Source organism: Corynebacterium sphenisci DSM 44792 (assembly GCF_001941505.1).
GTDB classification, from domain to species: domain Bacteria; phylum Actinomycetota; class Actinomycetes; order Mycobacteriales; family Mycobacteriaceae; genus Corynebacterium; species Corynebacterium sphenisci.
The window spans coordinates 1448372-1474966 of sequence record NZ_CP009248.1; the positions used below are offsets into that span (position 1 = coordinate 1448372).

The following is a 26595-nucleotide window of genomic DNA, read 5'->3' on the forward strand; positions in this document are numbered from 1 at the left end:
GTTCAGTGGATGGAGGCGGCGAGGTTCTCCAGGTTCATCCGCAGATAGCCCAGGTAGCCCTCGCCGAAGGGGCCGTCCTCGACGGAGACATGCTCCATCGAGGCCAGCGGCAGGGTCTCCCCGCCCACCTCGCCGACGATGGTCTCGATGCCCGGGTCCTCCACGCCGAGCTCGTGGTAGACGATCCGGATGCCCTCGGCGCGCACGTAGCGGATCGCCGCGACCAGGGAGTACAGGCTGGGCGCCTCATTGGTGGTGAGCCCCTGCAGGCTGCGCTGCTGCAGCCCGAAGTCCCGGGCCAGGTAGGCGAAGCCGTTGTGGCTGACGATGAACTCCTGGCGATCCGCGGCGCCGAAGATCTCCTTGTACTCCCCCTGCAGCCGGGTGAGCTCCCGGACCAGGGCGAATTTGCCCTTGCCGAAGGCGCCCTCCTGCTCGGGCCACAGTTCGCCGAGGGTGCCGTGGATGGCGTTGCAGTAGCGCTTGGCGTTGATCACCGACATCCAGGAGTGCGGGTCGAAGGTGATCTCGTCGGTGCCGGAGGAGGAGCCGTCGATCACCGGGTCGGTGGGCACCTTCGCCCCGGAGTCGTCGATGATGTCGTAGCTGAGGATGTCCTGGCTGACCCGGTCCGCGACGAAGTACCAGTCGGCCTCGCCGGCGGGCACCCGGAAGTCGATGTTGCCGGATTCGTGGCCCATGTCGATCTTCAGCACCTCACCGTCGACCAGCTCCACGGACTCCTTCTGCCGCACCTCGGTGCCCTGGTCCTCCATCACCTCCTTGCCCCGGGCGACGAGGTCCCTCTCGGAGGCCCCGGCCGGGGCGGTGAAGAAGGCGGCGCGCATCGTGCGCTCATGGGTGTGCCCGAAGGCCAGCCGGTAGTCCGCCCCGGGGGTCAACGGGGCGGCGGCGAGGTACTGGAACTCGCCGATCGCGGCGGCGCCCTTGTAGGTGATGAGCTCCACGTAGTCGCTGAGCACCAGGATCTCCAGATCCGGCAGGTTGGCCCGGACCTGCGGCAGCCACGGCTCCATGTTGGCGCCGTTGACCACCAGCAGATCCGCCCGGGCCAGGCCCTGCATCGCGCGCGGGGAGGGCTCCCACAGGTGCGGGTCCTGCCCCGGGGGCAGGAAGGCGCGCACCTCCAGCGCATCGCCGGCGATCGCCGAGACCAGGCTGTGGATGGGATAGAAGGAGGCGTACACCACCGGCTTCCCGGAGGCGCCGACCGCGGCCGGGTCCGCCGCCGTGGGCGATTGGCCGCGGCAGCCGGCCAGGGCGCCTGCGGCGCCGAGGAGGGCCAGGGACTTCAGGAAGCTGCGCCGAGTGTGCATGCCTGCCTCATTCCGCGGCGCCCGGGGAGGCCCCCGGGCGCCGGCTGGGTGGACGGTGGATCAGTGATCGTGGTGGAAGAGGGTCTCCGCGATCTGCTCGTCGGTGGCCTCCTTCGGGTCCACGAAGGTCGGGAACCAGCCCTCGGGGGCGTCCAGGGCCTCCTCGATGGTGTCGCCGTAGCGCATGTGGAAGTGCGCCAGGGCCTCCTCGCCGTGCAGCGGCATCAGCAGCACGTACTTGTGCGGGGCGCCCTCGCCGCCCTCGAAGATGAACCAGGTGAACTCATGCTCGTCGGTGGTGACGTCCTTCGCCCCGACGAAGGTGTACTCCACGCCCTCGGAGGCGTCGGCGGTGTCCAGGTCGGCGGCGTCGGCGATGAACGCGATCTTGTCGCCCTCGATGACCATGCCCTCGAAGTCGGCCCCGCGGGACTCGTCGATCTCGGCGCGGATCTCGTCGGTGGACTCGCCGTGCTCCTCGGCGGCCTCCTGCATCGGATCCTGCATCTCCGGATCGTCGACGTAGGCGCCGAGGCTCTTCCAGGTGCCGTCCCAGTCGGCGAGGCTCGCCTTCTGGTCGGAGTCCTTGACCCCCTCCTCCGCCGCGGCGGAGGTCTCGGTCTCGGTGGCGGTCTCGGTGGTCGCCGAGGTGGTGGTCTCGGTGGCGGTGGTGGCGGTCTCGTCGGCGCCGTCGTCGGTGGAGCAGCCGGCGAGGACGAGGGCGGCGGCGGCCAGGCTCGCCGCGGCCAGGCGGGCGGTGCGGGCGGTGGTCATTGATTACCTCCGGAGGTGTCTCGGATGATGACGCTGGTTTTCAGCATCACACCCACTTATACCAAGGAAAGATAACCTCGCCAAACATTTATGCGGACATGATTAGTTGCATTGGTCTGCACTGATTGACTTGCGTAAACACGCAACACCCCGTCCCGGGTCCGCTCAGCCGGCCCCGTCCCCGGGGCCGACATGATCCGGGGTGACCTCGGCGACCTCGATCGCCGCCTCATCGGTGGTCTTGCGCCCCCAGTAGAGCAGGCTCACCGCCAGCGAGCCCAGGAAGAGCACCCCCATCACGCCGAGCAGCGGCCAGGGCCCGAACTGGAACACCAGCGGCACCGCGATCGCGGTGATCAACCCGCCGCCGAAGAAGGGCTCGAAGACCAGCTGCTTGTAGCCGAAGGCCTCGAAGCAGGGCGATTTCGCCTCCGGGTCCACGATCCGCATGAGCACCAGCCCGGTGGCGGTGACGCCCATGGACTGGCCGAAGTCGCCGATCCCGCGCTCCAGCCAGAAGGAGGGGATGGTCCGCGGCACCAGCCACAGCAGCAGCACCACGTTGAGCACGATCCCGCCGGCGCACAGCAGCAGGAAGGCCCACATGTTGGAGGCGATCGCCTCCAGGGAGATCGTGGCCAGCGCGGCGACGATGAGCACGTCCAGGGCGAAGCCCTGGATCCGCAGCATCAGCCCCGGATCGATGAGATGACCCCAGCCGGCGGCGTTGAGGCCCAGCTGCAGCACGATCCCGCCGAGCATGGCCAGGGGGAACAGCGGCACGTAGGCGAGCAGCTCCACGGTGTCCGCCCACAGCGCCTGCTCCAGCCACTGCAGCCCGGAGAGCATCAGCTGGCCGATGATGATCGCCAGCGCCACGAAGGACATGTGCAGCGACAGCGGCTCGATGGACGCCGGCCGGGAGGTCAGGGTGCCGGCGGTGTACTGCTCGTCCTTGCCGAACAGGCCGCGCTGCTCCTCGATGGACTGCTCGTAGACGTCGCGCACCACCTCGGTGCGCCCGGTGCGGATCGCCCAGTTGATCACCGCCACGCCGATCACGATCCCGCCGACCAGGCCGACCGTGGCCACGGCGATGGCCAGGTCCGCGCCCTCGGACCAGCCGACCTCCTCGAACACCGGGATCATGCCGGCGGCGGTGCCGTGGCCGCCCTCGAAGCCGATCTCGATCAGCGCCCCGGCCATTGGCGGCAGGTCCAGCAGGGGCCCGAGCACCGCGACCGCGAGCAGCAGGCCGACGACGTACTGGCCGGCGGCGAAGGCCACGCCGACGCTGAGCTGGGGCCCGGCGAGATCCACCACCGTCCTCGGCCCGGGCAGCTTCTGGCCCAGGAAGAGGGTGGCGAAGACCACCGAGATGAGCATCCCGGGCAGCGTCTTCCACACCGCCAGCGTGTCCGCGCCGAAGAGCCCGCCCTCGGCGAACCCGTCGTGGCCGAGGGCGGCCGCGGCGGCGCCGAGGACCTCCGGGCCGGCGAGCAGGGCGAGGAAGCCGGCGATGATCGCCGAGGGCAGGAACAGCGACTGCACCCACCGGACCCGCATCCTGATGGCCTTGCCGACGAGGAGGACGAGGCCCAGCAGCAGCAGCGAGAGGCCAACCTGGTTCGCGCTCATGACGCCATCGGGCCTCAGCCGTCGAGGGCGGCCAGCGCCGCGTCGTAGTCGGGCTCCTCGGTGATCTCGCCGACCAGCTCCACGTGGCGGATCACGCCCTCCGCATCGGCGACGACCACGGCCCGGGCGAGCAACCCGGCCAGCGGCCCGTCGGCCTGCACCACCCCGAAGGCCTCGCCGAAGCCGCGGCGGAAGTCGGAGGCGGAGACGACGGCGTCGAGGCCCTCCGCGGCGCAGAAGCGGTCCAGGGCGAAGGGCAGGTCGCGGGAGACGTTGAGGACGGTGACGTCGCCGCGGCCGTCGGCGATCTCGTTGAAGCGGCGGGCCGCGGCGGCGCACACCCCGGTGTCGATGGACGGGAAGATGGACAGCACGAGGGCCCGGCCGGCGAAGCGCTCGGCGGTGACCTCGGCGAGGTCGGTGCCGGTGAGCGTGAAGCCCGGCAGGCGGTCGCCGACGGCGGGCAGCTCGCCGGAGAGGTGGACGGGGGTTCCATGGAATGCGGTGGTAGTCATGCCCCCGTTCTACCGCATTCGGAGCCAAAGGGGAATGGTGCTCACGGTCGGGTCCCGCGCACGGCCGCCGCCATCGACCGGCCCGCCCGCATTCCGGAGAAGATGCAGCCGCCGAGGAAGGTGCCCTCCAGGGCGTTGCCCCCGTGCATCCCGCCGCCGCCGAAGCCGGTGGCCTCCCCGGCGGCCCACAACCCCGGCACCGGGGCGCCGTCGGCGCCGAGCGCCCGGGCGTCCAGGTCGGTCTCGATTCCGCCGAGGGTCTTCCGGGTCAGCGGGCGCAGCCGCACCGCGATGAGCGGCCCATGCGCCCGGTCCAGGATCCGGTGCGGGGCGGCCGCCCGGATCAGCCGATCCCCGATGAAGCGGCGCGCCACCCGCAGGTAGTTGACCTGGTGGTCCTTGGAGAAGGGGTTGGCCACCTGCAGATCCCGGGCCTCGATCTGCTCACGCAGCCGCTCCGCGCGCAGCTCCGGGCCCGCCTCCCCGACCAGCTCGTTCATCCCCGCGACGAGCTTCTCCAGGTTCTCCGCGACCACCCAGTCCTCGCCATGGTCCATGAAGGCGCGCACCGGGGCCGGGATCCCGGAGCGGACCTTGTCCACCAGCTTGGCGAGCTTCTTCTCGGTGAGGTCCGGGTTCTGCTCGGAGCCGGAGAAGAGGAACTCCTTGGCCACGATGGTGCCGTTGAGCACGAACCAGGACCAGCCGTAGCCGGTGCCCAGGATCGCGCGCATGGTGCCCACCGTGTCCGCGCCCGGGATGTTCGGCGCCGGCAGGCGCTCCCCGGTGGCGTCGAACCACATCGCCGAGGGCCCGGGGATGATCCGGATCCCGTGCCCGGGCCAGATCGGGTCCCAGTTGGCCATGCCCTCGGTGTAATGCCACATCCGGTCCCGGTTGATGGTGCGCGCCCCGGCGGCCTCGGCGATGTCGATGCCGCGGCCGTCGACGTGCGCGGGCACGCCCACCACCATGTCCTCCGGCATCGGGCCCAGGGACTGCTCCGGCCAGTGCTCGCGCACCTTCGCCAGGTTGCCGCCCACCCCGCCGGTGGCCACCAGGGTGGCCCGGCCGCGCAGCTCGAAGTCGCGCAGCTCCCCGTCCGGGGAGGCCACCCCGCGCTCCAGGTGGTCGCAGGCCTCCAGCACGGCGCCCGCCACCCCGCGCACCACCCCGTCCTCCACGATCAGCCGATCCACCCGGTGCCGGTGCGCGAAGCGCACCCGCCCGGCGGCCTCCGCCTCGGCCAGCGGCTCGGCGAAGATCCGCACCACCTCCGGGCCGGTGCCCCAGGTGAGGTGGAACCGGGGCACCGAGTTGCCGTGCCCGTCGGCGCGGCCGGCGCCGCGTTCGGCCCAGCCGACCACCGGCACCAGGCGCAGGCCCAGCCCGGTGAGGTAGTCCCGCTTCTCCCCCGCCGCGAACTCCAGGTAGGCCTCCGCCCACCGGCGCGGCCAATGGTCCTCGGCCCGGTCGAAGCCGGCGGAGGCCAGCCAGTCGTGCCGGGCCAGCTCCAGGCTGTCGCGCACCCCCAGCCGCCGCTGCTCCGGGGAATCCACCAGGAACAGCCCGCCCAGCGACCAGTGCGCCTGGCCGCCCCGGTTCGCCGCGGACTCCTGGTCCACGACCACCACCCGGGCCCCGGCGGCCTGGGCCTCGTAGGCGGCGACCAGCCCGGCGAGGCCGGCGCCGACCACCACCACGTCGAATTCGCCCGCGGGCGTGGGATTGGCGTGCTGCGTGCTCATGCCCCGGACCCTAGCGTTTCCTTTCCGGAACCGCACCAGTTTCCCGGGGGACGCTCCCGCCGCGGCGCTCAGCGCCGGGGCCGGGGCGCGGCGGCCAGCTCCAGCAGCACCATGTCCAGCCGGCCGGAGGCCACCAACGCCTCCTGCAGCGCCAGGTGGTAGTCCCACAGCCGTCGGTACACCCGGTCGTAGCCCAGGCCCGCGGCCTGCCGGGAGTTCGCCTCGAACCGGGCCCGCCACAGCCGCAGGCTCGCCGCCCAGTGCCCGGGGAAATGGGTGCGGGAGACGATCCGCAGCCCGGTGTCGCGTGCCACGGTGCGCTGCAGCGCGGCGAGGCTCGGGTGGTGCAGCGCCGGCCACACATAGGAGCGGGTCAGCTGCAGCGCCTCCGCCGCGGTCTCGTCGAAATCCCCGGTGGCCACCGCCGCCTGCACCACGATCCGGCCCCGGTCGGCGAGCAGCCGCTCCGCATCGCGCAACCAGGTGCGCAGCCCCGCCGCGCCCAGGGTCTCCAGCCGCTCCACGCACAGGATCGCGTCGTAGTCGCTGGGGAAGGCCCGCGGTCCGGGCAGCGCGTCCTCGGCGCGCAGCACCCGCACCGCCGGGGCCAGCCCCGCCGCCCCGGCGGCGGCGAGCACCGCCTCGGCGGCGTCATCGGAGACCGCCAGCACATCGGCGGCCGCCCCCGCCTGGGCCGCGGCGATCGCCGCGGCCCCGCCGGCGGCCGGCCACTCCAGCACCCGGTCCCCGGCGCGCACCCCCGCCAGGCGCAGCATCGCCGCCACCCGCCGGGCCTGCGCCGCCGGCAGATCCGCCCGGTCCGGGGCCACCGGGTCGGCCACCCGGGTGACCTCCACCGGCACCCGCTCCGGGGCCCCGCGGCGGCCCGCGCCGGGGCCCGGCAGCGGCACCTGCTCCACCACCGTGGTCGCCGGCCCGGAGGCGAACAGGGCGCTGCCCGCGGCCAGCCCCGGCCCCGCGTAGAGCGCCACCAGGGAAGCCGGGAGATCCCCGCCCGGGTCGGCCTCGGCCACGTCCGGCCGGGGCCCGGCCACGGTGCGCAGCCCCCGGCCGAGCCGGCCGGGTGGCCCGGCGTCCAGGCCCGCGGCCAGCAGCGCCGCCAGGGTCTCCGGCAGCGTGTCGGAGTCCCACTCCCCCGCCAGGTAGGACTCGCCCAGGCCCAGCCAGCCGGACTCGGCGATCCGGGCGTACAGCGCCGCGTCGCGGATCCGGATCCGGCGGCCGCCGGCGGCGTCGTCGGCGGCGAGGTCGACCACCCCGGCCCGGGCCAGCGCCCGGGTGAACCCGCGCCGGGCCAGATCCGCGCGCACCCCGGCCAGCCGGCCGCCGGGCACCCGGGCCACCCCGGGCCAGCGCCGCTCGTCGATGATCGCGCCGCGCATCGTGCTGACCTCCCTCGCCGCCGGCCGGGCGCCGTCCGCCGCCCGCCTGGCAGGCTACCGCCGCGGCGCCCCGAATCGGCGGCGGCGCACCGTGGGGATAGGATGACCGGGAACACCGGCCACCCGCCGCCACCCGCGGCGGCGGCCGCGGCAAACCCACTTCCTAGGAGACACCATGAGCCAGACCCCGTTCCGCCCGCAGACCGGGCGCCCGCACGTGGTCATCGTCGGTTCCGGTTTCGCCGGGCTGTTCGCGGCCCGCAAGCTCAAGGACGCCAACGTCGACGTCACCATCATCGACCGAACCAACCACCACCTCTTCCAGCCGCTGCTCTACCAGGTCGCCACCGGCATCCTCTCCTCCGGCGAGATCGCCCCGCCGACCCGGCAGATCTTCGACGGCGAATCCAATGTCCGGGTGGTCAAGGGCGACGTCACCGACATCGACCTCGAGGCCAACACGGTCACCTCCCAGCTCGGCGAGCAGACCAACGTCTGGGGCTTCGACTACCTGCTGCTGGCCGCCGGCGCCGGCCAGTCCTACTTCGGAAACGACGGCTTCGCCCACTACGCGCCCGGCATGAAGACCATCGACGACGCCCTGGAGATCCGGGCCCGGATCATCTCCGCCTTCGAGCGCGCCGAGCTCACCGACGACCCGGCCGAGCGGGAGCGCCTGCTCACCTTCGTGGTGGTCGGCGCCGGGCCCACTGGCGTGGAGCTCGCCGGCCAGCTCGCCGAGCTCGCCAACCGCACCCTGACCTCCAGCTACCGCTCCTTCAACCCGCACTCCGCCCGGGTGATCCTGCTCGACGGGGCCCCGCAGGTGCTGCCGCCCTTCGGCAAGCGTCTGGGCCGCAAGGCGCAGCAGAACCTGGAGTCCCTCGGCGTGGTGGTCAAGCTCAACTCCATCGTCACCGACGTCGACGAGCGTGGCGTGACCTACCGCAACAAGGACGGCCAGGAGGAGTCCATCCCCTCCTACTGCAAGATCTGGTCGGCCGGGGTGTCCGCCTCCCCGCTGGGCCGGATGGTCGCCGAGCAGGCCGGGGTGGAGGTCGACCGCGCCGGCCGGGTGCCGGTGAACCCGGACCTCACCGTCGGCGAGCGCCGCGACGTGTTCGTGCTCGGCGACATGATGAGCCTGGACGGGCTGCCCGGGGTGGCCCAGGTGGCGATCCAGGGCGGCGAATGCGCCGCCGGCTACATCGCCGCCGAGGCGGAGGGCCGCGACATCGCCGAGCGGGAGCCCTTCGAGTACTTCGACAAGGGCTCCATGGCCACCGTGTCCCGCTTCTCCGCGGTGGTGAAGCTCGGCAAGGTGGAGGTCTCCGGCTTCCTCGGCTGGCTGCTCTGGCTGGGCGTGCACCTGATGTTCCTGGTGGGCTTCCGCAACCGGCTGGTGTCCTGCATCAGCTGGGGGCTCAACGTGCTCACCCGGGACCGCTGGCAGCTGGTGTCCACCCGCCAGCAGATGTACGCCCGCAACGCCATCGACCAGCTCGATGACCTGGTCGGCGAGGTCAAGCCGATCGAGGTCTCGGACACCCGCCGGAAGTAGATGGCGGGCCGCTCCCCCGACGCCCCGGCGCGCCCAATCGGCGTGCGCCGGGGCGCCGCCATGCTGCGGGCGCACCTCGCCGGCGCCGGCCCGGCGCTGGCCGCCGTGCTGGCCCTGTCCGCCGTCGACGCCGCAGCCGGCCTGGCCCAGCCGCTGCTGGTGCACCGGCTCATCGACGCCGTCGGCGCCGGCGCCGCGATCCGCGGCATCGTCGCGCTGCTCGCCGGCACCATCGTCCTCGCCGCGATCGCCGGCGCCGGCCAGCAGTACCTGCTGGGCCGCACCGCGGAGACCATGGTGCGCTCCCTGCGGCACACCCTGATCGGCCATCTGCTCACCCTGCCGATGGCCGCCTACCGCCGGCACCGGGTCGGCGACCTGGTCTCCCGGGTGGGCGCGGACACCGCCGCGGTGCGCGCCGCGCTCACCGGCGGCGTCGTCGACGCCGTCGGCGGGGCGCTGGTGATCCTCGGCGCCGGGATCGCGATGTTCCTGCTGGACCGGCTGCTGCTCGCCGTGGCGGTGGGGGTGCTCGCCCTGGCGGTGGCGGTGGTCCTCGCCGCCGGCGCCCGGATCCGGGAGCTGGCCCGCCGGGTGCAGGAATCCACCGGGGAGATGGCCGCCGGGGTGACCCGGGCGCTGGGCGGGATGCCGCTGATCCGCGCCGCCGGGGCCGCCGACGCGGAGATCGCGGCGGTGCGCGGCGCCGCGGACCGGGCCTGGGCGGCCTCGTTGCGCTCGGTGCGGCTGCAGGCGCTGCTCTGGCCGGCCAGCGGGATCGCGGTGCAGCTGGCCTTCCTCTCCGTGCTGGGCCTGGGCGGGGCCCGGGTCGCCGCCGGGGCGCTCACCGTGGCGGATCTGGTGGCCTTCCTGATGTTCCTGTTCATGCTGATGATGCCGGTGGGCGCGGTCTTCGGCGCAATCTCCACCATCGCCGCCGCGCTCGGCGCGCTCACCCGGATCGGCGAGGTGCTCGACGCCCCCGCCGAGGACGCCGCGGATCGGCCCCGCCCCGGCGCCGCCCCGGACTTCTCCGGGGCCGCCCCGGCGGTGTCCTTCGAGGAGGTGACCTTCACCCACGACGGCGCCGCCGCGCCGGCCCTGGACCGGGTCAGCTTCACCGCCGAGGCCGGGGCGGTCACCGCCATCGTCGGCCCCTCCGGGGCGGGCAAATCCACCCTGCTGGAGCTCATCGAGCGCTTCGCCGAACCCGATTCCGGGGTGATCCGGGTCGGCGGGGCGGATCTGCGGGATCTGGACCGGGCGCGGCTGCGCGCCGCGATCGGCTACGTGGACCAGGCCGCCACCGCGGTGTCCGGCACCGTCGCCGGCAACCTCACCCTGGGCCTGGACGGGGTCGACGAGGGGCGGCAGCGCGCCGCGCTGGCGGAGGTGAACCTGCTGGGGCGCGTCGAGGCGCACCCGGACGGGCTCGCCGCGGAGATCGGCGAGGGCGGGGTGGCCCTCTCCGGCGGGGAGCGTCAGCGCCTGGCGCTGGCCCGCTGCCTACTCGCGGACCGGCCGCTGCTGCTGCTCGACGAGCCCACCGCCGCCCTGGACTCCCGCAACGAGCGCGCCCTGCGCGAGGCGATCGCCGCCTCCGCGCGGCGGCGCAGCGTGCTCATCGTGGCGCACCGGCTGGCCACGGTCGCCGACGCGGACCGGATCATCGTGCTCGACCAGGGCCGGGTCGCCGGGGTCGGCGACCATGCCGGGCTGCTCGCGGGCAACGCCCTGTACCGGGAGCTGGCCCGGGACCAGCTGCTCGGCTGAGCCGGGCTCAGCCGAAGACGGCGCGCAACGCCAGCACCGCCGCCGCGGACACCCCCGCCGCCGCGGGCAGGGTCACCACCCAGGCCAGGGCGATGGGCTTCATCAGCCCCCAGTTCGCGGCCCGGTTGACGATGCCCACCCCGAGCACCGCCCCGATCAGGATATGCGTGGACGACACCGGCAGGCCGATCAGCGAGGCGGTCATCACCACCGCCGCGGCGGCGAGCTCCGCGGCGAACCCGGAGGCCGGGTGCATGGCGGTGAGCCCGGAGCCGACGGTGGCGATCACGAAGCGGCCGATGAACCACAGCCCGCAGACCAGGGCCAGGCCCATGGCCAGCATCACCTCCGGGGGCACCGGCGCCTCCTCGTCGATCGCCCCGGTGCGCAGCACGTCCACGATCGCGGCGAAGGGGCCGATCGCGTTGGCGATGTCGTTGGAGCCGTGGCTGAAGGCGAAGGCCGAGGCGGTGAACACCTGCATCCAGGAGAAGAGCAGGAAGGTGGACCGCTCCAGGGACTGCCGCTTGAGGGTCTTCGCGAAGATGAACACCGCCATCCACACGGTGGCCCCGATCATGGCCAGGATGATCAGGTTGCCCACCCCGGAGATGTCCAGGTGCAGGTTCTTCAGCCCCTTGAACAGCATCATCGCGCCGATCACGATGGCGCCGACGGCCGCGAGCACCGGCACCCAGGTCTCCAGGGCGCGGTGCGGATCCACCGCGTCGATGTCCGCGTTGATGTCGTGCAGCTCCCGGTAGTAGTCGCTCTCCAGATCCTCCCGGGTGTGCCCCTCCTCGGTGACGGTCACCGCGTCCTGGGCCATCGCGTTGGTGTAGGAGATCTGCTGCAGCTCGTCGAGGCGCTCGAAGGCGGCCTTGTGCCGGGTGCGTAGCTCCGCCCGGCGCAGCCGGATCGCGCGCACCCGCTCATCGGCGTGCTCGTTGTAGACCAGGATGTGCCGTTTGATGAGGCCGAAGATCAGGTAGGCGCCGAGCCCGCCGAGCACCGGGGAGAGCACCCAGGACGCGGCGATGGTGCCGATCTTCGACCACTGCACCATCTCCACCCCGCCGGTGCCGTCGACGGCGCCGATGGTCAGCGCGGCGCCGACGATGCCGCCGATGATGGAGTGCGTGGTGGACACCGGCCAGCCCATCCGGGTGGCGGCGAGCAGCCACAGCGCCGCCCCGAGCAGGGAGGACATCATGATGAAGCCGAAATCGGCCGGGGCCAGGTCGATGGCGCCGAGATCGACGATCCCGGAGCGCACCGTGTCGGTGACCTCCCCGCCGGCGAGCACCGCCCCGCCGACCTCGAAGACCGCGGCGACCAGCAGCGCCTGCTTCATGGTCAGGGTGCCGGCGCCGACGGAGGTGCCGAAGGAGTTGGCCACGTCATTGCCGCCGATGTTGAAGGCCATGAACATGGCGAAGAGGATCGCGGTCAGCAGCAGCGGCAGCCCCGCATCGGGGCCGACGTAGCCGCGGGCCCACAGGATGAACAGGATCAGGGTGGCGGCGAGCACCGCGCCGAAGCCGGTGTGCCACCACCGGTCGCCGCCGGCGCCCACCCCCCTCGCGGCGTCCCCGGGGGCCTGCATGGTCATGGTGCTCATCGCCTCGGATGCTCCTCACGCTCGGGATCGACTGACCCCGGCAGGATGACCGGCCCCGGTGAACGATCGGCGACGCCCGGGCGAGGGCCCGGTGACGCCCCGGGCAATCCTCCCCCCCCCCCCTTCGCGGCGGGCTCAGCCGGCGCCGAGCACCGCCATGCGCAGGCTGGTGCGCGCCAGCAGCTTGCCGTCGGATTCCCGGTGGTGCCGGATCTCCCAGGCCTGGGTGGTCCGGCCCAGGTGCACCGGCTCCGCGGTGGAGACGATCACCTCCCCGGCCCGGGAGGGCCGGTAGAAGTCGGTGGAGTTGTTCATCCCGACGACCTGGGTGAGCCCGCCGGCGGCGAGGAAGGCCGACACCGAGCCGGCAGATTCCCCGATGGAGGAGTACACCCCGCCGTTGGTGACCCCCCAGGGCTGCAGATGCCGCTGGTCGACGACCACCCGGGTGGCGCAGCCGCGCGGGCCGACCCGGGTGTACTCCAGCCCCAGCACCGCGTCCAGCCCGGAGGCGGCGACGTCGCCGGCGGCCCAGGTGTTGAACTCGACCAGCTCCGCCTGCTCCAGCTCCCGCTGCGTGGCCGCGGCCATCAGCTCCATGGTGCGCGCCTGATCCTGCTCCGTGGTGGACATCGGCCACCCCTTTCCGTTCCTCGGTGAATGCACCAGCCACGATAGCGCCCCGGATCGGCCGGCATGGGCGAAACCGCCCCCGCGGGGTCTAGGATCCGGGACATGACAAACGACACCTCCCGCGCCCATATCGGCGTGGTCGGCCTGGCGGTGATGGGATCGAACATCGCCCGCAACTTCGCCCGGCACGGCCACGTCGTCGCCGTCTACAACCGCTCCCCGGAGAAGACCCGGGCGTTGCTGGCCGAGCACGGCGACGAGGGCGAGTTCCGCCCCGCCGAGACGATCGAGGAGTTCGTCGCCTCCCTGGAGCGACCTCGCCGGGCGCTGATCATGGTGCAGGCCGGGCCCGCCACCGACGCGGTGATCGGCCAGCTCGCCGATGCGATGGAGCCCGGCGACATCATCATCGACGGCGGCAACTCGCTCTACACCGACACCATCCGCCGGGAGCGCGAGATCCGCGCCCGGGGGCTGCACTTCGTCGGCGCGGGGATCTCCGGCGGGGAGGAGGGCGCTCTCAACGGCCCGGCGATCATGCCCGGCGGCACCGCCGAGGCCTACGCCTCCCTGGGCCCGCTGCTGGAGTCGGTGTCCGCGCACGTCGACGGCACCCCCTGCTGCGCGCATATCGGCGCCGACGGGGCCGGGCATTTCGTGAAGATGGTGCACAACGGCATCGAGTACGCCGACATGCAGGTCATCGGCGAGGCCTACCAGCTGCTCCGGGACGCCGCGGGGCTGGAGCCGGCCGAAATCGCCGGGATCTTCCGGGAGTGGAACACCGGGGACCTGGACTCCTACCTGGTGGAGATCACCGCCGAGGTGCTCGCGCAGACCGACGCCGCCACCGGCCGGCCGCTGGTGGACGTGATCCTCGACGCCGCCGGGCAGAAGGGCACCGGCCGGTGGACCGCCAAGGCCGCCCTGGATCTCGGCATCCCGGTCACCGGGATCGGCGAGGCGGTCTTCGCCCGCGCCCTGTCCTCCGCCCTGGACCAGCGCGCCGCCGCCCGGGAGCTGCCCGCCGGCCGCCTCGGGGAGGCCCCCGCGGACCGCGACGCCTTCGTCGAGCAGGTCCGCCGGGCGCTCTACGCCTCCAAGATCGTCGCCTACTCGCAGGGCTTCGACGAGATCAACGCCGGCGCCGCGGAATACGGCTGGGACATCGACCGGGGCGCGCTGGCCACCATCTGGCGCGGCGGCTGCATCATCCGGGCCCGGTTCCTGGACCGGATCAAGGACGCCTACGACCGGGACCCGGCGCTGCCCGCGCTGCTGCTCGACGACTACTTCCGGGCCCAGGTCGCCGACTGCCTCGACGCCTGGCGGGAGGTGGTGGTCACCGCCACCCGGCTGGGCATCCCCACCCCGGTGTTCGCCAGCACCCTGGCCTACTACGACGGGCTGCGCGCCGAGCGGCTGCCGGCGGCGCTCATCCAGGGCCAGCGCGACTACTTCGGGGCGCATACCTACCGCCGGGTGGACCGGGAGGGCTCCTTCCACACCCTGTGGGGCGACGACCGCTCCGAGGTGGAGGCCTGAGCGCCCCCGGCGGGGCCGGCGCGGCCGGCTTCGCCGACCTCGGCGTCCCGGAGCCGGTGACCGCGGTGCTGCGCCGGCTGGGGCTCACCCGGCCCACCCCGGTGCAGGCGGCGGTGCTGCCGGACGCCCTCGCCGGCCGGGACGTCCTCGGCCGAGCGCCCACCGGCACCGGCAAAACCCTCGCCTTCGCGATCCCGATGGTCGCCCGGCTGACCACCGGGCACGCCCTGGCCGGCCGGCCCCGGGGGCTGGTCATCACCCCCACCCGGGAACTGGCCGACCAGGTCGGCGACGTGCTCGCCGATCTCGGCGCCGCCCGCGGCCTGCGCACCCTGGTGCTCATCGGCGGGGAGAAGCCCGCCCGGCAACGCCGGCTGCTCGCCGCCCCCGCGGATATCGTGGTGGCCACCCCGGGGCGGGCGCTGCAGCATCTCCGGGAGGGCCGGATGCACCTCTCCGATGTCGCCGTGGCGGTGGTCGACGAGGCCGATGAGCTCGCCGACCGGGGCTTCCTGCCGGAGCTGGACCGGATCCTGGACCGGCTGCCGCGGGAGGCCCAGCTGATGGCCTTCTCCGCCACCCTGGGGGATCGGGTGGCCCCGCTGCTGGCCCGGCTGCGGGAGCCGGCCCGCCATGAGGTGGGCGGCGCCGGCGCCGGCGGCGCGAACGCGGCCGGGGCGGTCACCCGGATGCGGCATCTGCTGCTGCCGGTGGCCGATGACGCCGCCGCGGACCGGCTGCTGCCCTGGATCGCGGCCCGGGCCGGGCGCACCGTGCTCTTCGTCTCCGGCCGGCACCGGGTCGGCGAGGTCGCCGCGACGCTCGCCGCCGCCGGGGTGGCCTGCCGCACCATCCACGGCGACCGCGGCCAGGCCGCCCGCCGCGCCGCGCTCGCCGATTTCGCCGGCGGCGCCTGCCCGGTCCTGGTGGCCACCGACGTCGCCGCCCGCGGCCTGGACATCGGCGGCCTGGACCTGGTGGTGCACGTCGACCCGGCCGCGGACCCGGCGACCTACGTGCACCGCTCCGGGCGCACCGCCCGCTCCGGGGACGCCGGCACCGTGGCCACCATCGCCCGGGCCCGCCAGCTCGACGCCGCACGGCGGGTGCTCGCCGCCGCGGGGGTGGCCCCGGAGACCCTCGCCGCGCCCCCCGGCTCGCCCGCCCTGGCCGAGGCGCTCGGCGCCCGCCGCCCGCCCGGCCCGCGGCGGCGGCCCGGGGCGGCGCCGCGCGGCACCCCCCGGGGCAACCCCCGCGGGGGGCGCCGGCGGGACGGGCGGCGCGGGTGATGCGGCGACCACGGCCCCCGGCACGCTAGGATCCCATTCCAATCATGGACATATTGCTCAACCTCGCCGCGATCCTCGGCTTCATCGCGCTGACCGCCGGCACCGGGCTGTTCGTCGCCTTCGAATTCGCCCTCACCGGACTGGAGCGCTCCGCCATCGACGGCGACGTCCGCAAACGCGGCGACGGCCCCGCCAAGGCCCTGGAGTCCGCGCACAACCGGCTGTCCTTCCACCTCTCCGGGGCGCAGCTGGGCATCACCCTGACCACCCTGGCCACCGGCTTCCTCGCGGAACCGGTGCTCGCCGGCTACTTCACCCCGCTGCTGGAGTGGGCGGGGCTGCCGAACGCGGCGGTGACCCCGATCGCGCTGGCCCTGGCGATGGTGATCGCCACCGGGCTGTCCATGATCTACGGGGAGCTGGTGCCGAAGAACATCGCGATCACGGTGCCGCTGGGCGTGGCCCGGGTGGTGGCCCGGCCGGTGATGGCCTTCAACTGGCTGTTCTACGCGATCATCCAGGTGATGAACGCGACGGCGAACTGGCTGGTGCGCCGGCTGGGCATCGAGCCCGCCGATGAGCTGGCCTCGGCGCGCAGCCCCCAGGAGCTCGGCGCGCTGGTGCGCAACTCCGCCCAGCACGGCTCCCTGGATCAGGCGAAGGCGCAGATGCTGGACCGCTCCCTGCGCTTCGGGGAGACCTCCGCGGAGGATCTGATGACCCCGCGCTCCACCATCGACTGGCTGCCGGTGGACGCCACCGTGGCGGATCTGCTGGAGATCTCCCACGACACCGGGCGCTCCCGCTTCCCGGTCGCCGACGGCGATCTCGACAACACCATCGGGGTGGTGCACGTCAAGGAGGCGTTCACGGTGCCCGCGGCCCGCCGCGGGGAGGTCACCGTGGGCTCCCTCGCCCGGCCGGTGCCGGTGCTGCCGCAGTCCCTGGACGGCGATTCGGTCCTGGAGGCGGTGCGTTCCGCCGGGAGCCAGATCGTGCTCATCGCCGACGAGTACGGCGGCACCGCCGGCATCGTCACCATCGAGGACGTGGTCGAGGAGATCCTCGGCGAGGTCTACGACGAGTACGACGACGCCGAGGCGGAGCAGGAGGTGCGCCGGATCGTCGAGGGCTGGGACTGCTCCGGGCTGGTCCGGGTCGACGACCTGCCCGCCGAGGTGGGCTACTTCGCCCCGGAGGGCGACTACGAGACCCTGGGCGGGCTGCTCATGGCCGCGCTCGGCCGGATCCCGGAGGAGGGCGATGTGGCGCTGCTGCCGCAGACCGACCGGGATCAGCTCGACGAGTTCGAGTCCGGCATCTCCGGGCGCTGGTGCGCCCGGATCACCGCGATGGACGGCCGCCGGGTGGACCGGGCGCTGCTCATCCCCATGTCCGATGCCCGCGCGAAGGAGCTGTTCGGCTGATGAGCGACTATTTCGGCCTCGTCCTGACCTTCCTGCTGCTGCTCATCAACGCCTTCTTCGTCGGCGCCGAGTTCGCGCTCATCGCCGCCCGCCGGGACCGCCTGGAGGCGATGATCGCCCAGGGCCGCAAACGGGCCCGCACGGTGCTCGCCGCCACCGAGCACCTCTCCCTGATGCTCGCCGCCGCGCAGCTGGGCATCACCATCGCCTCGCTGCTGCTGGGCAAGGTCTCCGAACCGGCGATCGCGCATCTGCTGGAGCGGCCCTTCACCGACCTGGGCCTGCCGCAGAACCTGCTGCACCCGGTGAGCTTCGCGATCGCGCTGGGCCTGATCTCGATCCTGCACATCCTGCTCGGCGAGATGGTGCCGAAGAACATCGCCCTGGCCGGCCCGGAGACCATGGCCATGTGGCTGACCCCGGTGCATCTGCTGTTCTTCCGGCTCACCAAGCCGCTGCTGCTCTTCTTCAACTGGGTAGCCCGGCACACCCTGGCCCTGTTCGGCATCGAGCAGAAGGACGAGCTGGAATCCGCGGTGGACTCCTCGGAGCTGGCCTCCATGATCGCCGAGTCCCGGCAGGAGGGCCTTCTCGACGCGGAGGAGCATTCCCGGCTCAACCGGGCCCTGTCCTCGGAGTCCCGGGCGATCCGGGAGGTGCTCATCCCCATGGACCAGGTGCGCACCGTGCCCCGCCACCCCACCGTCGGGGACCTGGAGGAGGCGGTCAGCGCCACCGGGTTCTCCCGTTTCCCGGTGGCCGACGGCGCCGGCGGCTTCCGCGGCTACATCCACGTCAAGGACGTGCTGGATCGGGTCGCCGATCCGGCCTCCGGGCCGGAGACCCCGATCCCGGACGGGGAGATCCGGGAGCTCATCGCGGTCGACGCCGACGGGGCCATCGACCGGATCCTGCGGGTGATGCGGCGCAAGTCCAAGCACATGGCGCTGGCCACCGCCGCCGGCCGGCCCGCCGGGATCGTCACCATGGAGGATCTCATCGAGGAGCACATCGGCGTGGTGCGGGACTGGACCCATGAGACGGTGGGCCGGGCCCCGGCCCCGCCGCAGGTCTCCGAGGCCGCGGCGCGGGCCGCGCAGCAGCGCACCACCGCGATGCGCCGGGCGGCGCGCTCGACGAACCCGGGCGAGCGGGGCCCGGTCGCCTGATGGCCGCCGAGCCGCTGCCGGAGGGGACCTGGCGGGCGCTCGCCGCGGCGCAGCGCCGCCGCGCCGAGACGCTCACCGGGGCGCACCTGGAGCGCCGCGCCCGGGGGCTGCGGCACCCCGTGGAGGATTTCCTGTACAGCTACTACCCGGTGCGCCCGGCGCAGCTGCGTCGCTGGTGCCCCGGGCCCGGGGTGGCGCTGGCCGGGGCCGCCGACCCCGCCGGCGCCCCGGATCCGGCGCTGGCCAACCGGCGGTGGCTGCGGGTCGACGGCGACCGGGTGCGGGTCGACGTCGCCGGTTTCCGCGCCGCCCGCGGCGCCCAGGTGCGCGCCGCCCTGGCCCTGCTGCGCGCCACCGCCGGCCGGGCGGGGCGCTTCGGCTGCTTCGGCCTGCACGAGTGGGCGATGGTCTACCGGGAGCCGGAGCCCCGGCACCCGGACCCGCTGCGGCTGGGCGCGGCCGGCACGGACGCGGTGGTGGAGTCCCACCGGATCCGCTGCGGCCACTACGACGCCTTCCGCTTCTTCACCCCGGCCGCCCGGGAGCGCAATACGCTGCGGCCAACGGCGGCGGACCGGGCCGGCTTCGAGCAGCCGGGCTGCCTGCACGCGAACATGGATCTGCTCAAATGGGCGCTCAAGCTCGGCCCCCTGGTGGAGTCGGGCCTGCTGCTCGACGCCTTCGAGCTGGCCCGGGACATCCGCTACCTGGACATGGCCGCCTCGCCCTACGATCTGCGGGCCTGGGGGCTGGACCCGGTGCCGGTGGAGACCGATGCCGGCAAGGCCGCCTACGTCGCCGCGCAGCGCGGCTTCGCCGAGCGCGCGGAGCCGATCCGGGCCCGGCTCATCGCGGCGGCGGAGACCGCCCTCGCCGCCGGCGCCGAGGGGCCGGGGCGAACCGATATGCTCGATACGGCGGGCCCCGCCGGGGTTCCCGCGGTCAATGACGCGGCAGGATCAGGAGCGTGACCGGCATGGCGAGGCATTCCGACGGACGTCCGAACTACCGGGTGGCCAAGGGGCCGCTGGCGATGGTCCTGCTGGCGGTGCTGCTGGTCGCCGCGGTGGCGGCCTGGGCGATCTACGCCCGGGGCACCGCGGAGGACCGGGCCGCCGGCGGCGGCTGCTCGCGGGGGGATCTGTCGATCCGGGTGGTCGCCGATCCCGCGGTGGCGGACCGGGCCCGGGAGCTGGTGCAGGCCTACGGCGACACCGACCCGGTGGTGCGGGATTATTGCGTGCGCCCGGTGCTCGACGAATCCGGCGCGGCCGGGGTGGTCGACGCCATCCGGGCGGCGGGCGAGGGGGATCCGGAGGCCGCCGCGGCGGTGCCCGCGGTGTGGATCCCGGCCTCCGATGCCGCGGTCGCCGCCGCCGAGGAGCTCGACGTGGTGGCCTTCGCCTCCCCGCGGGCCCGGCTCAGCCCGGAGCCGGTGGGCCTGGCGGTGCCGGCCGGGCAGCGGGACGCGCTGCGCGGGCGGAGCTGGGAGGAGCTGCGCTTCCTGGAGGTCGCCGCCCCCGGCGGGGCCGATGCGGAGGTCTCCGCCCTGGTGGACGCGCACCTGAGCGCCGCCCCGGATGAGGCGGCGCTGCGCGCCGAGGCGGTGGGGCGGGCCCGGGCCACCGGGGAGGACACCGCCGGCACCCTGCTCGGCCGGCTCGCCGCCGGCGAGGCCCCCTTCGCCGCGGTCGCGGCGACCCAGTCGATGATCGCCCCGGTGGGCGAGGCGCTGGGCTTCGTCTCCCCCGAGGGCTCCTCGGTGATCGCCGCCCCGGTGGTGCCCCTCGGCGCCGGCGGACCGGTGGACGAGGCGGTGGCCCGGGCCGCGGCGGATTTCACGGCCTTCGCCGCCGAGCACGGCCGCACCGTCGCCGACGAGCCCTCCCCGGCCGGGCCGGCCGCGGACCGGGCCGCCGCGGTGGCCCCGGCGCTGGCGGAGCTGCGCACCTCCCCCTTCGCCGCGGAACCGGAGCCGGCCGCCCCGGCGGGGCCGCCCGCGGGCTCGGCGCTGGTGCTGCTGGACGCCTCCGCCGGGGTGGGCCTGGACCGGGTGCGCCCCGCCCTGGACCCGCTGCTGGACGAGGCCGGGGCGCCGCCGGAGCGCCGGGTGGCGCTGTGGAACTTCTCCTCCCCGCAGTCGCCGGGGGTGGTCACCCCGGTGCGGGCGAACGTGTACCTGGCCGATGCGCTGCCGGAGTACTCGCGGGCCGTGCTGGGCGAGATCGGCGAGGTCGGCGAGCCCTGGCTGTGGCGTTCGGTGCAGCCGGCCTACGCCCATGCGCAGGAGGCGCACCAGGAGGGCCGGGCGAACCGGCTGGTGCTGCTGACCTCCGGGGCGGATGCCGCGGGCGATGACGGGGCGGCGGCGGTGGCCGCGATCCGGGCGGCGCATGCGGCCGGCCCGGAGGTGCGGGTCGATGTGGTGCTGCTCGGCGAGGACCGCACCGGCGGGCTGCTCGCGGAGCTGGCGGAGGCCACCGGCGGCGCCGTGCACGACGGCACCGGGGATCTGCCGGCGGCGCTGCGCGCCGCGCTGGGGCTCTAGCCGATCCGGCGGGCGCGGCGGGCGGCGAGCTCGTCGACCGGCTGCTCGCGGGTGCCGTCGACGCGCTCCGAGGGGAAGCTGGCGATGGAGCCGGCGAGCTCCTTCATGATGCCGGGCACCGCGATGCCGAACACGCCCTGGCCGCCGTTGAGCAGGTCGATGACCTCCTCGCTGGAGCGGCACTGGTAGACGGTGCGGCCATCGGAGACCAGGGTGATGGTGGCCAGGTCGTCGACGCCGAGGTCGCGGAGCTTGTCCACGGCCAGGCGGATGTTCTGCAGGGAGATGCCGGTGTCGAGCAGGCCGCGCACGATCTTGAGCACCAGGATGTCCCGGAAGGAGTACAGCCGCTGCGAGCCGGAGCCGCGGGCGGTGCGGATGGAGGGCTCCACCAGGCCGGTGCGCGCCCAGTAGTCGAGCTGCCGGTAGGTGATCCCGGCGACCTGGAGCGCGATCGGCACGCGGTAGCCGACCTCCTCATCGGGGCCCATGTCGAACAGGGACTCCTGGACGCCCTCGGGCTTGTGCTCGTCGGCCATGATCGCTCCCATGCGCTCGTCGCGTCGGACCGGGCGCGGCCGCGCCCGGTCGGATGACACCGGGTCATCGTCGTCGACGCCCAGATTAGGTCACGTGCACCAGAATAGGCCCCGACACGCCGGAAGTTTCAACCTGCCCTTGAGGTTCATCCCCCGCTCATGGAAAAGGCCCAGCTCAGCGAGCCGGGCCGGAATCCCACCGGGGTTATTCGACGGGGGGTTCCCCAGGATCCCGGTGCCCTCCAGTCACATCGTCCCCATCCTCACCATCAGCCCCGGGCGTGCCGTCATCGCCGAGTTCCGCGGCGAGGAAGTCCCCGGCGTCGACCTCCTCCAGGAAGCGCCGGAACTCGTCGACGGACTCCTGCTGCTCCCGGCCGGCGGCGACGTCATCGCGGCCCCCGTCCAGCAGCGCCGCGGCCACCCCCACCGCATCCAGCACCTGCCGATCCACCAGGATCGGGGCCTCCGCGGCGACGCAGGCGGCCACCGCCTCGGAGACCCGCAGATCCAGCGCGATCTCGCCGGCGCCCACCCCGGAGACCACCAGCGCGGCGATGAACACCCCCTCATGGCAGCCGGTGATCTCCGCCCGGGCCACCGCCCCGCCGAGCTCGGCGAGCAGATCCGCCAGCGCGTCCACCCCGCCGGGCCGGTGCGGGGCGGGCATCGCCCCGTCGATCACCAGATGCCGGTAGTCGCCCGGGTCGATCCAGATCGGCAGCACCCTGCCGCCCTCGGCCCATTCCAGCAGCAGCACCGGATCCCCCTCCGGCGGATGCACCGCCACCGCGCGGACGCCGACCTCGACGAAGCCCTCCACCGTCAGCGCAGGCTCCCGTTGACCTGGCGCTTGACCAGCGCCCCGTGCAGGGAGACCATGTCCGCGGTCATCTCCCGGGCCAGCTCCTCGGCCTCCTGGCGGGCGTTCTCCCGCCGGGAGCGCGCGGTCGGCGCCGCCGCCCGGCCGATCAGGTCGGCCTCCCGGTCCGCGGCGTTGCGCACCGCCCGCAGATGCCGGGCGTCGATGCCCCGGTCGCGCAGCCGGCCCGCGGCCCGGGCGATCACCACCGCATCCGCGTCGTATTCGCCGAAGGCGTCGGCGACGAGCAACCCGGCCCGCTCCAGCTCGCCGACGAAGCCCTCGTCGACGGCGGCCTCGGCGGCCAGCTCGGCGACGGTGAGCCGCACGATCCCGGCCTCCCGGAACTGGTCGGCGTTGACCAGCGGGGTCACCGTGGCCAGCGCCGACCCCGGATCGGAGGGGCCGGCGTCGATGGCGGCGAGCTGCTCCCGGATCACCTTCAGCGGCATGTAGTTGTCCCGCTGCAGGGTGAGGATGTAGCGCAGCCGATCCACGTCCGCGGCGGAGTACTTCCGGTACCCGGACTTGCTGCGCGCCGGGAACACCAGCTCCTCGGCCTCCAGGAAGCGGATCTTGGACACGGTGATCTCCGGGAACTCCCGCTGGAGCTCCTTGAGCACCGCGCCGATGGTCATCGTCCGCGTGGCGCCGGGGCGCGCGGGGCCGCCGGCGGTCGACTCTGCTGCGGTCACTGTCGGGTCGGTCCTTCCGGAATGGGGCGCGGGCTAGTCCTCGGCGGAGGCGGTGAGGAAGACCAGGCGGAACTTGCCGATCTGCACCTCGTCGCCGTTGCCCAGGGCGGCGGAGTTCTTCGGCTCCCGGTTGACGTAGGTGCCGTTGAGCGAGCCGACGTCGACGACCTCGAAGGAGCCGTCCTGCAGGCGGAACTCCGCATGCCGGCGGGAGACGGTGACATCGTCGAGGAAGATATCGCTGTCCGGATGCCGGCCGGCGGTGGTCACCGCCTGGTCCAGGAGGAAACGCGAGCCGGCATTCGGCCCCCGCTTCACCACGAGGAGGGCCGAGCCCTCCGGCAGCCCCTCGACCCCGGAGACCGCGGGCTCCTTGCCCGGGCCGGTCTCCATCTCCTTGAGGAGATCCGCCCGGAAGACCGAGGTGGTCTCCACGGAAGGCTCGGGTGTGCCGGTGTTGTCGCTCATCAGTCTGTTCCTCCAGAATTCGTGGCGATTTCGACTTCAGGTTGAATCATAGCGCCCCGGGCGCCGACGGGAAGCCCCCCGCGGCATCCGGGGCCGGGCTCAGCGGAACAGCGCCGCGATCGCGCCCACCGCGGAACCGCCGGACAGGGGGTTGTCGTTCACCATGTAGGTCCAGGTGGCGGTGGGCCGGCCCAGCCCCTCCGCGGCGAAGTCCACCCCCTCGGCGGTGACCCGGACGCTTCGGAAGGTCTCCCGGGCCCCGGCCACCGCCCGCTCCGCCAGGCCCTTGAAGGCGGCGATCGCGGCGCGGTGGAACTCGTCGATGGGGCTCTCCTTGGCCAGGGCCCGCAGATGCACCGACTCGCGCAGATCGTCGAGATCGGCCAGATGCCGCGACCAGCCCTCGTCGAGGTGGTGCAGCATGATCCCGCGGGCGGCCTCCCGGGCTGCGGCCGGCCCGGCGATGGCCTCCACCTCCGCGGCCCGCGCCGGTTCCGCCGCGGCGAGCTCCTCCCAAGCGGCGTCGGTGGCCAGCAGCCGGTCCCGGCGCTCGTCGAGGATGTCCCGCTGGTCGCCGATCAGCTTGTTGTACTTCCAGGTGGTGGCGTGGATGGACAGCATCGTCGCCTCGGTGACCCGCTGGGCGCGGTCCACATGCGCCGCCGCCCGCGGATCCCGGATCCGGCCGTCGTCCTCCGGCTGCACCACCAGCTCCTCCCCGGCGCCGCCCTCCCGGACGATGTCGTCGTCCAGGGCGACGAAGAACACCGAGGAGCCCGGGTCGCCCTGCCGCCCGGCGCGGCCGCGCAGCTGATCGTCGAGCCGGGCGGTGCGGTGCCGGCCGGTGCCGATCACGCACAGCCCGCCGAGTTCGACGACCTCCCCGCGGCGGGCCCCATCGGCCCCGCCGAGCCGGATGTCGGTGCCCCGGCCCGCCATCTGGGTGGACACGGTGACCCGGCCCGGGGCGCCGGCCTCGGCGATCACCGCCGCCTCCGCCTCGTCGTTCTTGGCGTTGAGCACCGCCGGGGCCACCCCGGCCTCGGCCAGGGCGGCGGCCAGGGCCTCCGATTCGGCCACGTCGCGGGTGCCCACCAGCACCGGCCGCCCGGTGGCGTGCACCGCCAGCACCTCGGCGACCACCGCGGCGAAGGCGTCCGCCCCGGTGGCGTAGATCCGATCCGGCTCATCGACCCGGATGCAGGGCACGTTGGGCTCCACCACCGACACGGTGAGCCCGTAGAACTCCCGGAACTGGTCCCCGGCGGCCACCGCGGTGCCGGTCATCCCGCAGGTCACCGGGTAGCGGCCGATGAGCTGCTGGATGGTCAGGCTGTCCAGCACCCGGCCGCCCTCGGTGACGTCGAGGCCCTCCTTGGCCTCCACCGCCGCCTGCAGCCCGTCGGGCCAGCGCTGCAGATCCGCCACCCGGCCCCGGGAGCCGTCGACCAGGGCCACCCGGCCGTCCCGGACGATGTAGTCCACGTCCCGGCGCAGCAGCTCCCGGGCGTGCAGGGCCACGTTGACCTGGGTGAGCGTGCCGCCCACGTGGGCGGCGTCGTAGAGGGAGCCGATGCCCAGCAGCCGCTCCACCCGGCGGGCCCCGGAGTCGGTGAGGAAGACGTTGCGGCGGCCCTCGTCGACGGTGTAGTCCTCCCCGCGGGTGAGCCGGCGCACCACGTCGGTGACCCGGCCCGCCGGGGAGGCCCCCGGTTCCGAGCCGGCGAGCACCAGCGGCACCAGCGCCTCATCCACCAGGGCGGAGTCCGCCTCGTCGATGATCGCCACCGGCGCCGGGGAGAGCACCCGCTCCCCCGTCGCCAGCGCCCCGCGGTCCCGCAGCACGTCGAAGCCCAGCTCGTTGACCGCGACGAAGACCACGTCCGCGGCGTAGGCGGCGCGCCGGGCCGCCGGGCCGTCGGCCTCCCCGATCGCGGCCGCGGTGAGGCCCAGGAACTCGAACAGCGGGCCCATCCAGGCGGCGTCCCGGCCGGCGAGGTAGGAGTTCACCGTGATCGCGTGCACCCGGCTGCCGCGCAGCGCGAACCCGGCGGCGGCCAGCGCCCCGGAGAGCGTCTTGCCCTCGCCGGTGGCCATCTGCACCACATCGCCCTCCAGCAGCCGCAGGGCACCCTGCAACTGCACGTCGAAGGGGCGCAACCCGATGGTGCGCCGCGAGATCTCGCGCAGCGCGGCGAGCAGCGCCGGGGCGTCGTCCCGGCCGGCGCGGGCGCGTTCGGCGAGCTCGGCGTCGCCCAGTTCGGCCAGCTCCGGCTCCAGCGCCGCCGCGGCGGCGACCAGGCCCAGGCTGCGTTTCTGATCCCGGCCCTGCCTGCCGCCGAGGGCCCTCCAGAACCAGTTCATCCCCGCCATGGGCGTTTCCTCCACCTCGGCCGCGTCCGGCCCACGCTCCCCCGGCCGGGCGGGGGCGGGCCCTTTCCGGCGATCCACCCTAATGCACCCGGCGGGGCGCCCCGGCCCATCTGGCACCCTGGGAGTCGGGGCCGCTGCCCCGCGGCCCCGCCGACCCCCCCGAGGAAAGGACGCCCATGACCGACACCGGATTCACCCCCACCGCGGATCTCGTCGACGAGATCGGAGCCGAGGTGCGCTCCTGCGATCTGCAGCTGCGCGATATCGGCGGCCGCCGGGAATTCCACGGCGTCATCTCCACCGTGCGCTGCCACCAGGACAACGCCCTGCTGAAGTCCGTGCTCTCCGAGGACAACCCGGGCGGGGTGCTGGTCATCGACGGCGGCGGCTCCCTGCACACCGCCCTGGTCGGCGACGTGATCGCCGGTCTGGGCCGCGACCACGGCTGGGCCGGGGTGATCGTGCACGGCGCGGTGCGCGACTCCAAGCTCATCGGGGAGATGGACTTCGGCTGCAAGGCGCTGGGCACCAACCCGCGCAAGTCCACCAAGACCGGCGCCGGGGAGCGCGATGTGCCGGTGCGCTTCGGTGGGGTGGAGTTCGTCCCCGGTGAGCATGTCTGGGCGGACTCCGACGGCATCGTGGTGCGCTGAGTTCACCTACCATCGGGGGTGCAC

General features: G+C 74.0%; 22 protein-coding genes. 9 read left to right on the top strand and 13 right to left on the bottom strand.

Translation table 11 applies throughout. From position 1 onward, the window contains the following. Positions 1-2: 2 nt before the first annotated feature. The 6 genes from CSPHI_RS06675 to CSPHI_RS06700 form a co-directional block, all read right to left on the bottom strand. Positions 3-1337 carry a metal ABC transporter substrate-binding protein gene (locus CSPHI_RS06675; RefSeq protein WP_075692058.1) on the bottom strand — a complete coding sequence of 445 codons (1335 nt, stop codon included), beginning with the start codon at positions 1335-1337 and terminating at the stop codon, positions 3-5. 60 nt (positions 1338-1397) lie between these two features. Beyond that, a complete protein-coding gene (locus CSPHI_RS06680; RefSeq protein WP_075692059.1) occupies positions 1398-2111 on the bottom strand; it encodes a ZinT/AdcA family metal-binding protein in 714 nt (237 codons plus the stop codon). Between the two features lie 165 nt (positions 2112-2276). After that, positions 2277-3749, bottom strand: a complete 1473-nt coding sequence (locus tag CSPHI_RS06685) for a sodium/glutamate symporter (protein ID WP_075692060.1) — start codon at positions 3747-3749, stop codon at positions 2277-2279. 14 nt (positions 3750-3763) lie between these two features. Further along, complete coding sequence (gene tpx / locus CSPHI_RS06690) at positions 3764-4264, bottom strand: thiol peroxidase (protein ID WP_075692061.1); 501 nt, start codon at positions 4262-4264, stop codon at positions 3764-3766. Between the two features lie 41 nt (positions 4265-4305). Beyond that, entirely contained in the window at positions 4306-6012 is a 1707-nt protein-coding gene (locus CSPHI_RS06695; protein WP_075692062.1) for an FAD-binding dehydrogenase, read from the bottom strand. 68 nt (positions 6013-6080) lie between these two features. Continuing rightward, positions 6081-7415, bottom strand: coding sequence for a class I SAM-dependent methyltransferase (locus tag CSPHI_RS06700; RefSeq protein ID WP_075692063.1), 1335 nt, complete (start codon positions 7413-7415; stop codon positions 6081-6083). 175 nt (positions 7416-7590) lie between these two features. On the opposite strand from CSPHI_RS06700, the gene CSPHI_RS06705 reads away from it, so the two are divergent. Both CSPHI_RS06705 and CSPHI_RS06710 read left to right on the top strand, forming a co-directional pair. Further along, positions 7591-8976 carry an NAD(P)/FAD-dependent oxidoreductase gene (locus CSPHI_RS06705; RefSeq protein WP_075692064.1) on the top strand — a complete coding sequence of 462 codons (1386 nt, stop codon included), beginning with the start codon at positions 7591-7593 and terminating at the stop codon, positions 8974-8976. Between the two features lie 60 nt (positions 8977-9036). Then, positions 9037-10749 carry an ABC transporter ATP-binding protein gene (locus tag CSPHI_RS06710; protein ID WP_157118499.1) on the top strand — a complete coding sequence of 571 codons (1713 nt, stop codon included), beginning with the start codon at positions 9037-9039 and terminating at the stop codon, positions 10747-10749. A 7-nt stretch (positions 10750-10756) separates the two neighbouring features. Here the strand turns inward: CSPHI_RS06710 and CSPHI_RS06715 are convergent, their stop codons facing one another. After that, positions 10757-12370 (bottom strand): inorganic phosphate transporter, encoded by a 1614-nt coding sequence (locus tag CSPHI_RS06715; protein WP_075692066.1) that lies wholly within the window; start codon positions 12368-12370, stop codon positions 10757-10759. A 135-nt stretch (positions 12371-12505) separates the two neighbouring features. Next, entirely contained in the window at positions 12506-13003 is a 498-nt protein-coding gene (locus CSPHI_RS06720; RefSeq protein ID WP_075692067.1) for a PaaI family thioesterase, read from the bottom strand. Positions 13004-13105: 102 nt separating this feature from the next. On the opposite strand from CSPHI_RS06720, the gene gndA reads away from it, so the two are divergent. Genes gndA through CSPHI_RS06750 form a run of 6 tightly spaced genes read left to right on the top strand, consistent with a single transcriptional unit; the run spans position 13106 to position 20981 of the window. Continuing rightward, positions 13106-14548, top strand: a complete 1443-nt coding sequence (gene gndA, locus CSPHI_RS06725; RefSeq protein WP_075692068.1) for an NADP-dependent phosphogluconate dehydrogenase — start codon at positions 13106-13108, stop codon at positions 14546-14548. Further along, positions 14515-15837, top strand: coding sequence for a DEAD/DEAH box helicase (locus CSPHI_RS06730; RefSeq protein ID WP_084210287.1), 1323 nt, complete (start codon positions 14515-14517; stop codon positions 15835-15837). The genes gndA and CSPHI_RS06730 overlap by 34 nt, the downstream gene beginning before the upstream one ends. A 44-nt stretch (positions 15838-15881) precedes the next feature. Beyond that, positions 15882-17264, top strand: a complete 1383-nt coding sequence (locus CSPHI_RS06735; protein WP_075692069.1) for a hemolysin family protein — start codon at positions 15882-15884, stop codon at positions 17262-17264. After that, positions 17264-18433 (top strand): hemolysin family protein, encoded by a 1170-nt coding sequence (locus CSPHI_RS06740; RefSeq protein ID WP_075692070.1) that lies wholly within the window; start codon positions 17264-17266, stop codon positions 18431-18433. The genes CSPHI_RS06735 and CSPHI_RS06740 overlap by 1 nt, the downstream gene beginning before the upstream one ends. After that, positions 18433-19404 (top strand): hypothetical protein, encoded by a 972-nt coding sequence (locus CSPHI_RS06745; RefSeq protein ID WP_075692071.1) that lies wholly within the window; start codon positions 18433-18435, stop codon positions 19402-19404. The genes CSPHI_RS06740 and CSPHI_RS06745 overlap by 1 nt, the downstream gene beginning before the upstream one ends. A gap of 5 nt (positions 19405-19409) precedes the next feature. After that, complete coding sequence (locus CSPHI_RS06750) at positions 19410-20981, top strand: vWA domain-containing protein (protein WP_157118500.1); 1572 nt, start codon at positions 19410-19412, stop codon at positions 20979-20981. Here CSPHI_RS06750 and CSPHI_RS06755 read toward each other — a convergent pair. The 5 genes from CSPHI_RS06755 to secA2 all read right to left on the bottom strand — a co-directional run bounded on the left by CSPHI_RS06755 (position 20978) and on the right by secA2 (position 25918). Further along, positions 20978-21520, bottom strand: a complete 543-nt coding sequence (locus tag CSPHI_RS06755; protein ID WP_075692073.1) for a MerR family transcriptional regulator — start codon at positions 21518-21520, stop codon at positions 20978-20980. The genes CSPHI_RS06750 and CSPHI_RS06755 overlap by 4 nt on opposite strands. A 205-nt stretch (positions 21521-21725) precedes the next feature. Then, complete coding sequence (locus CSPHI_RS06760; protein WP_075692074.1) at positions 21726-22343, bottom strand: bifunctional nuclease family protein; 618 nt, start codon at positions 22341-22343, stop codon at positions 21726-21728. A gap of 2 nt (positions 22344-22345) precedes the next feature. Further along, the gene (gene ftsR / locus CSPHI_RS06765) at positions 22346-23077 is read right to left on the bottom strand and encodes a transcriptional regulator FtsR (protein ID WP_075692075.1); all 732 of its coding nucleotides are present in this window, start codon (positions 23075-23077) and stop codon (positions 22346-22348) included. Between the two features lie 33 nt (positions 23078-23110). Next, complete coding sequence (gene odhI / locus CSPHI_RS06770; protein WP_075692076.1) at positions 23111-23545, bottom strand: oxoglutarate dehydrogenase inhibitor Odhl; 435 nt, start codon at positions 23543-23545, stop codon at positions 23111-23113. A 99-nt stretch (positions 23546-23644) separates the two neighbouring features. Then, a complete protein-coding gene (gene secA2 / locus CSPHI_RS06775; protein ID WP_075692077.1) occupies positions 23645-25918 on the bottom strand; it encodes an accessory Sec system translocase SecA2 in 2274 nt (757 codons plus the stop codon). Positions 25919-26094: 176 nt separating this feature from the next. Between secA2 and rraA the strand changes: the two genes are divergently transcribed. Further along, positions 26095-26571, top strand: a complete 477-nt coding sequence (gene rraA / locus CSPHI_RS06780; protein WP_075692078.1) for a ribonuclease E activity regulator RraA — start codon at positions 26095-26097, stop codon at positions 26569-26571. Positions 26572-26595 lie beyond the last annotated feature (24 nt).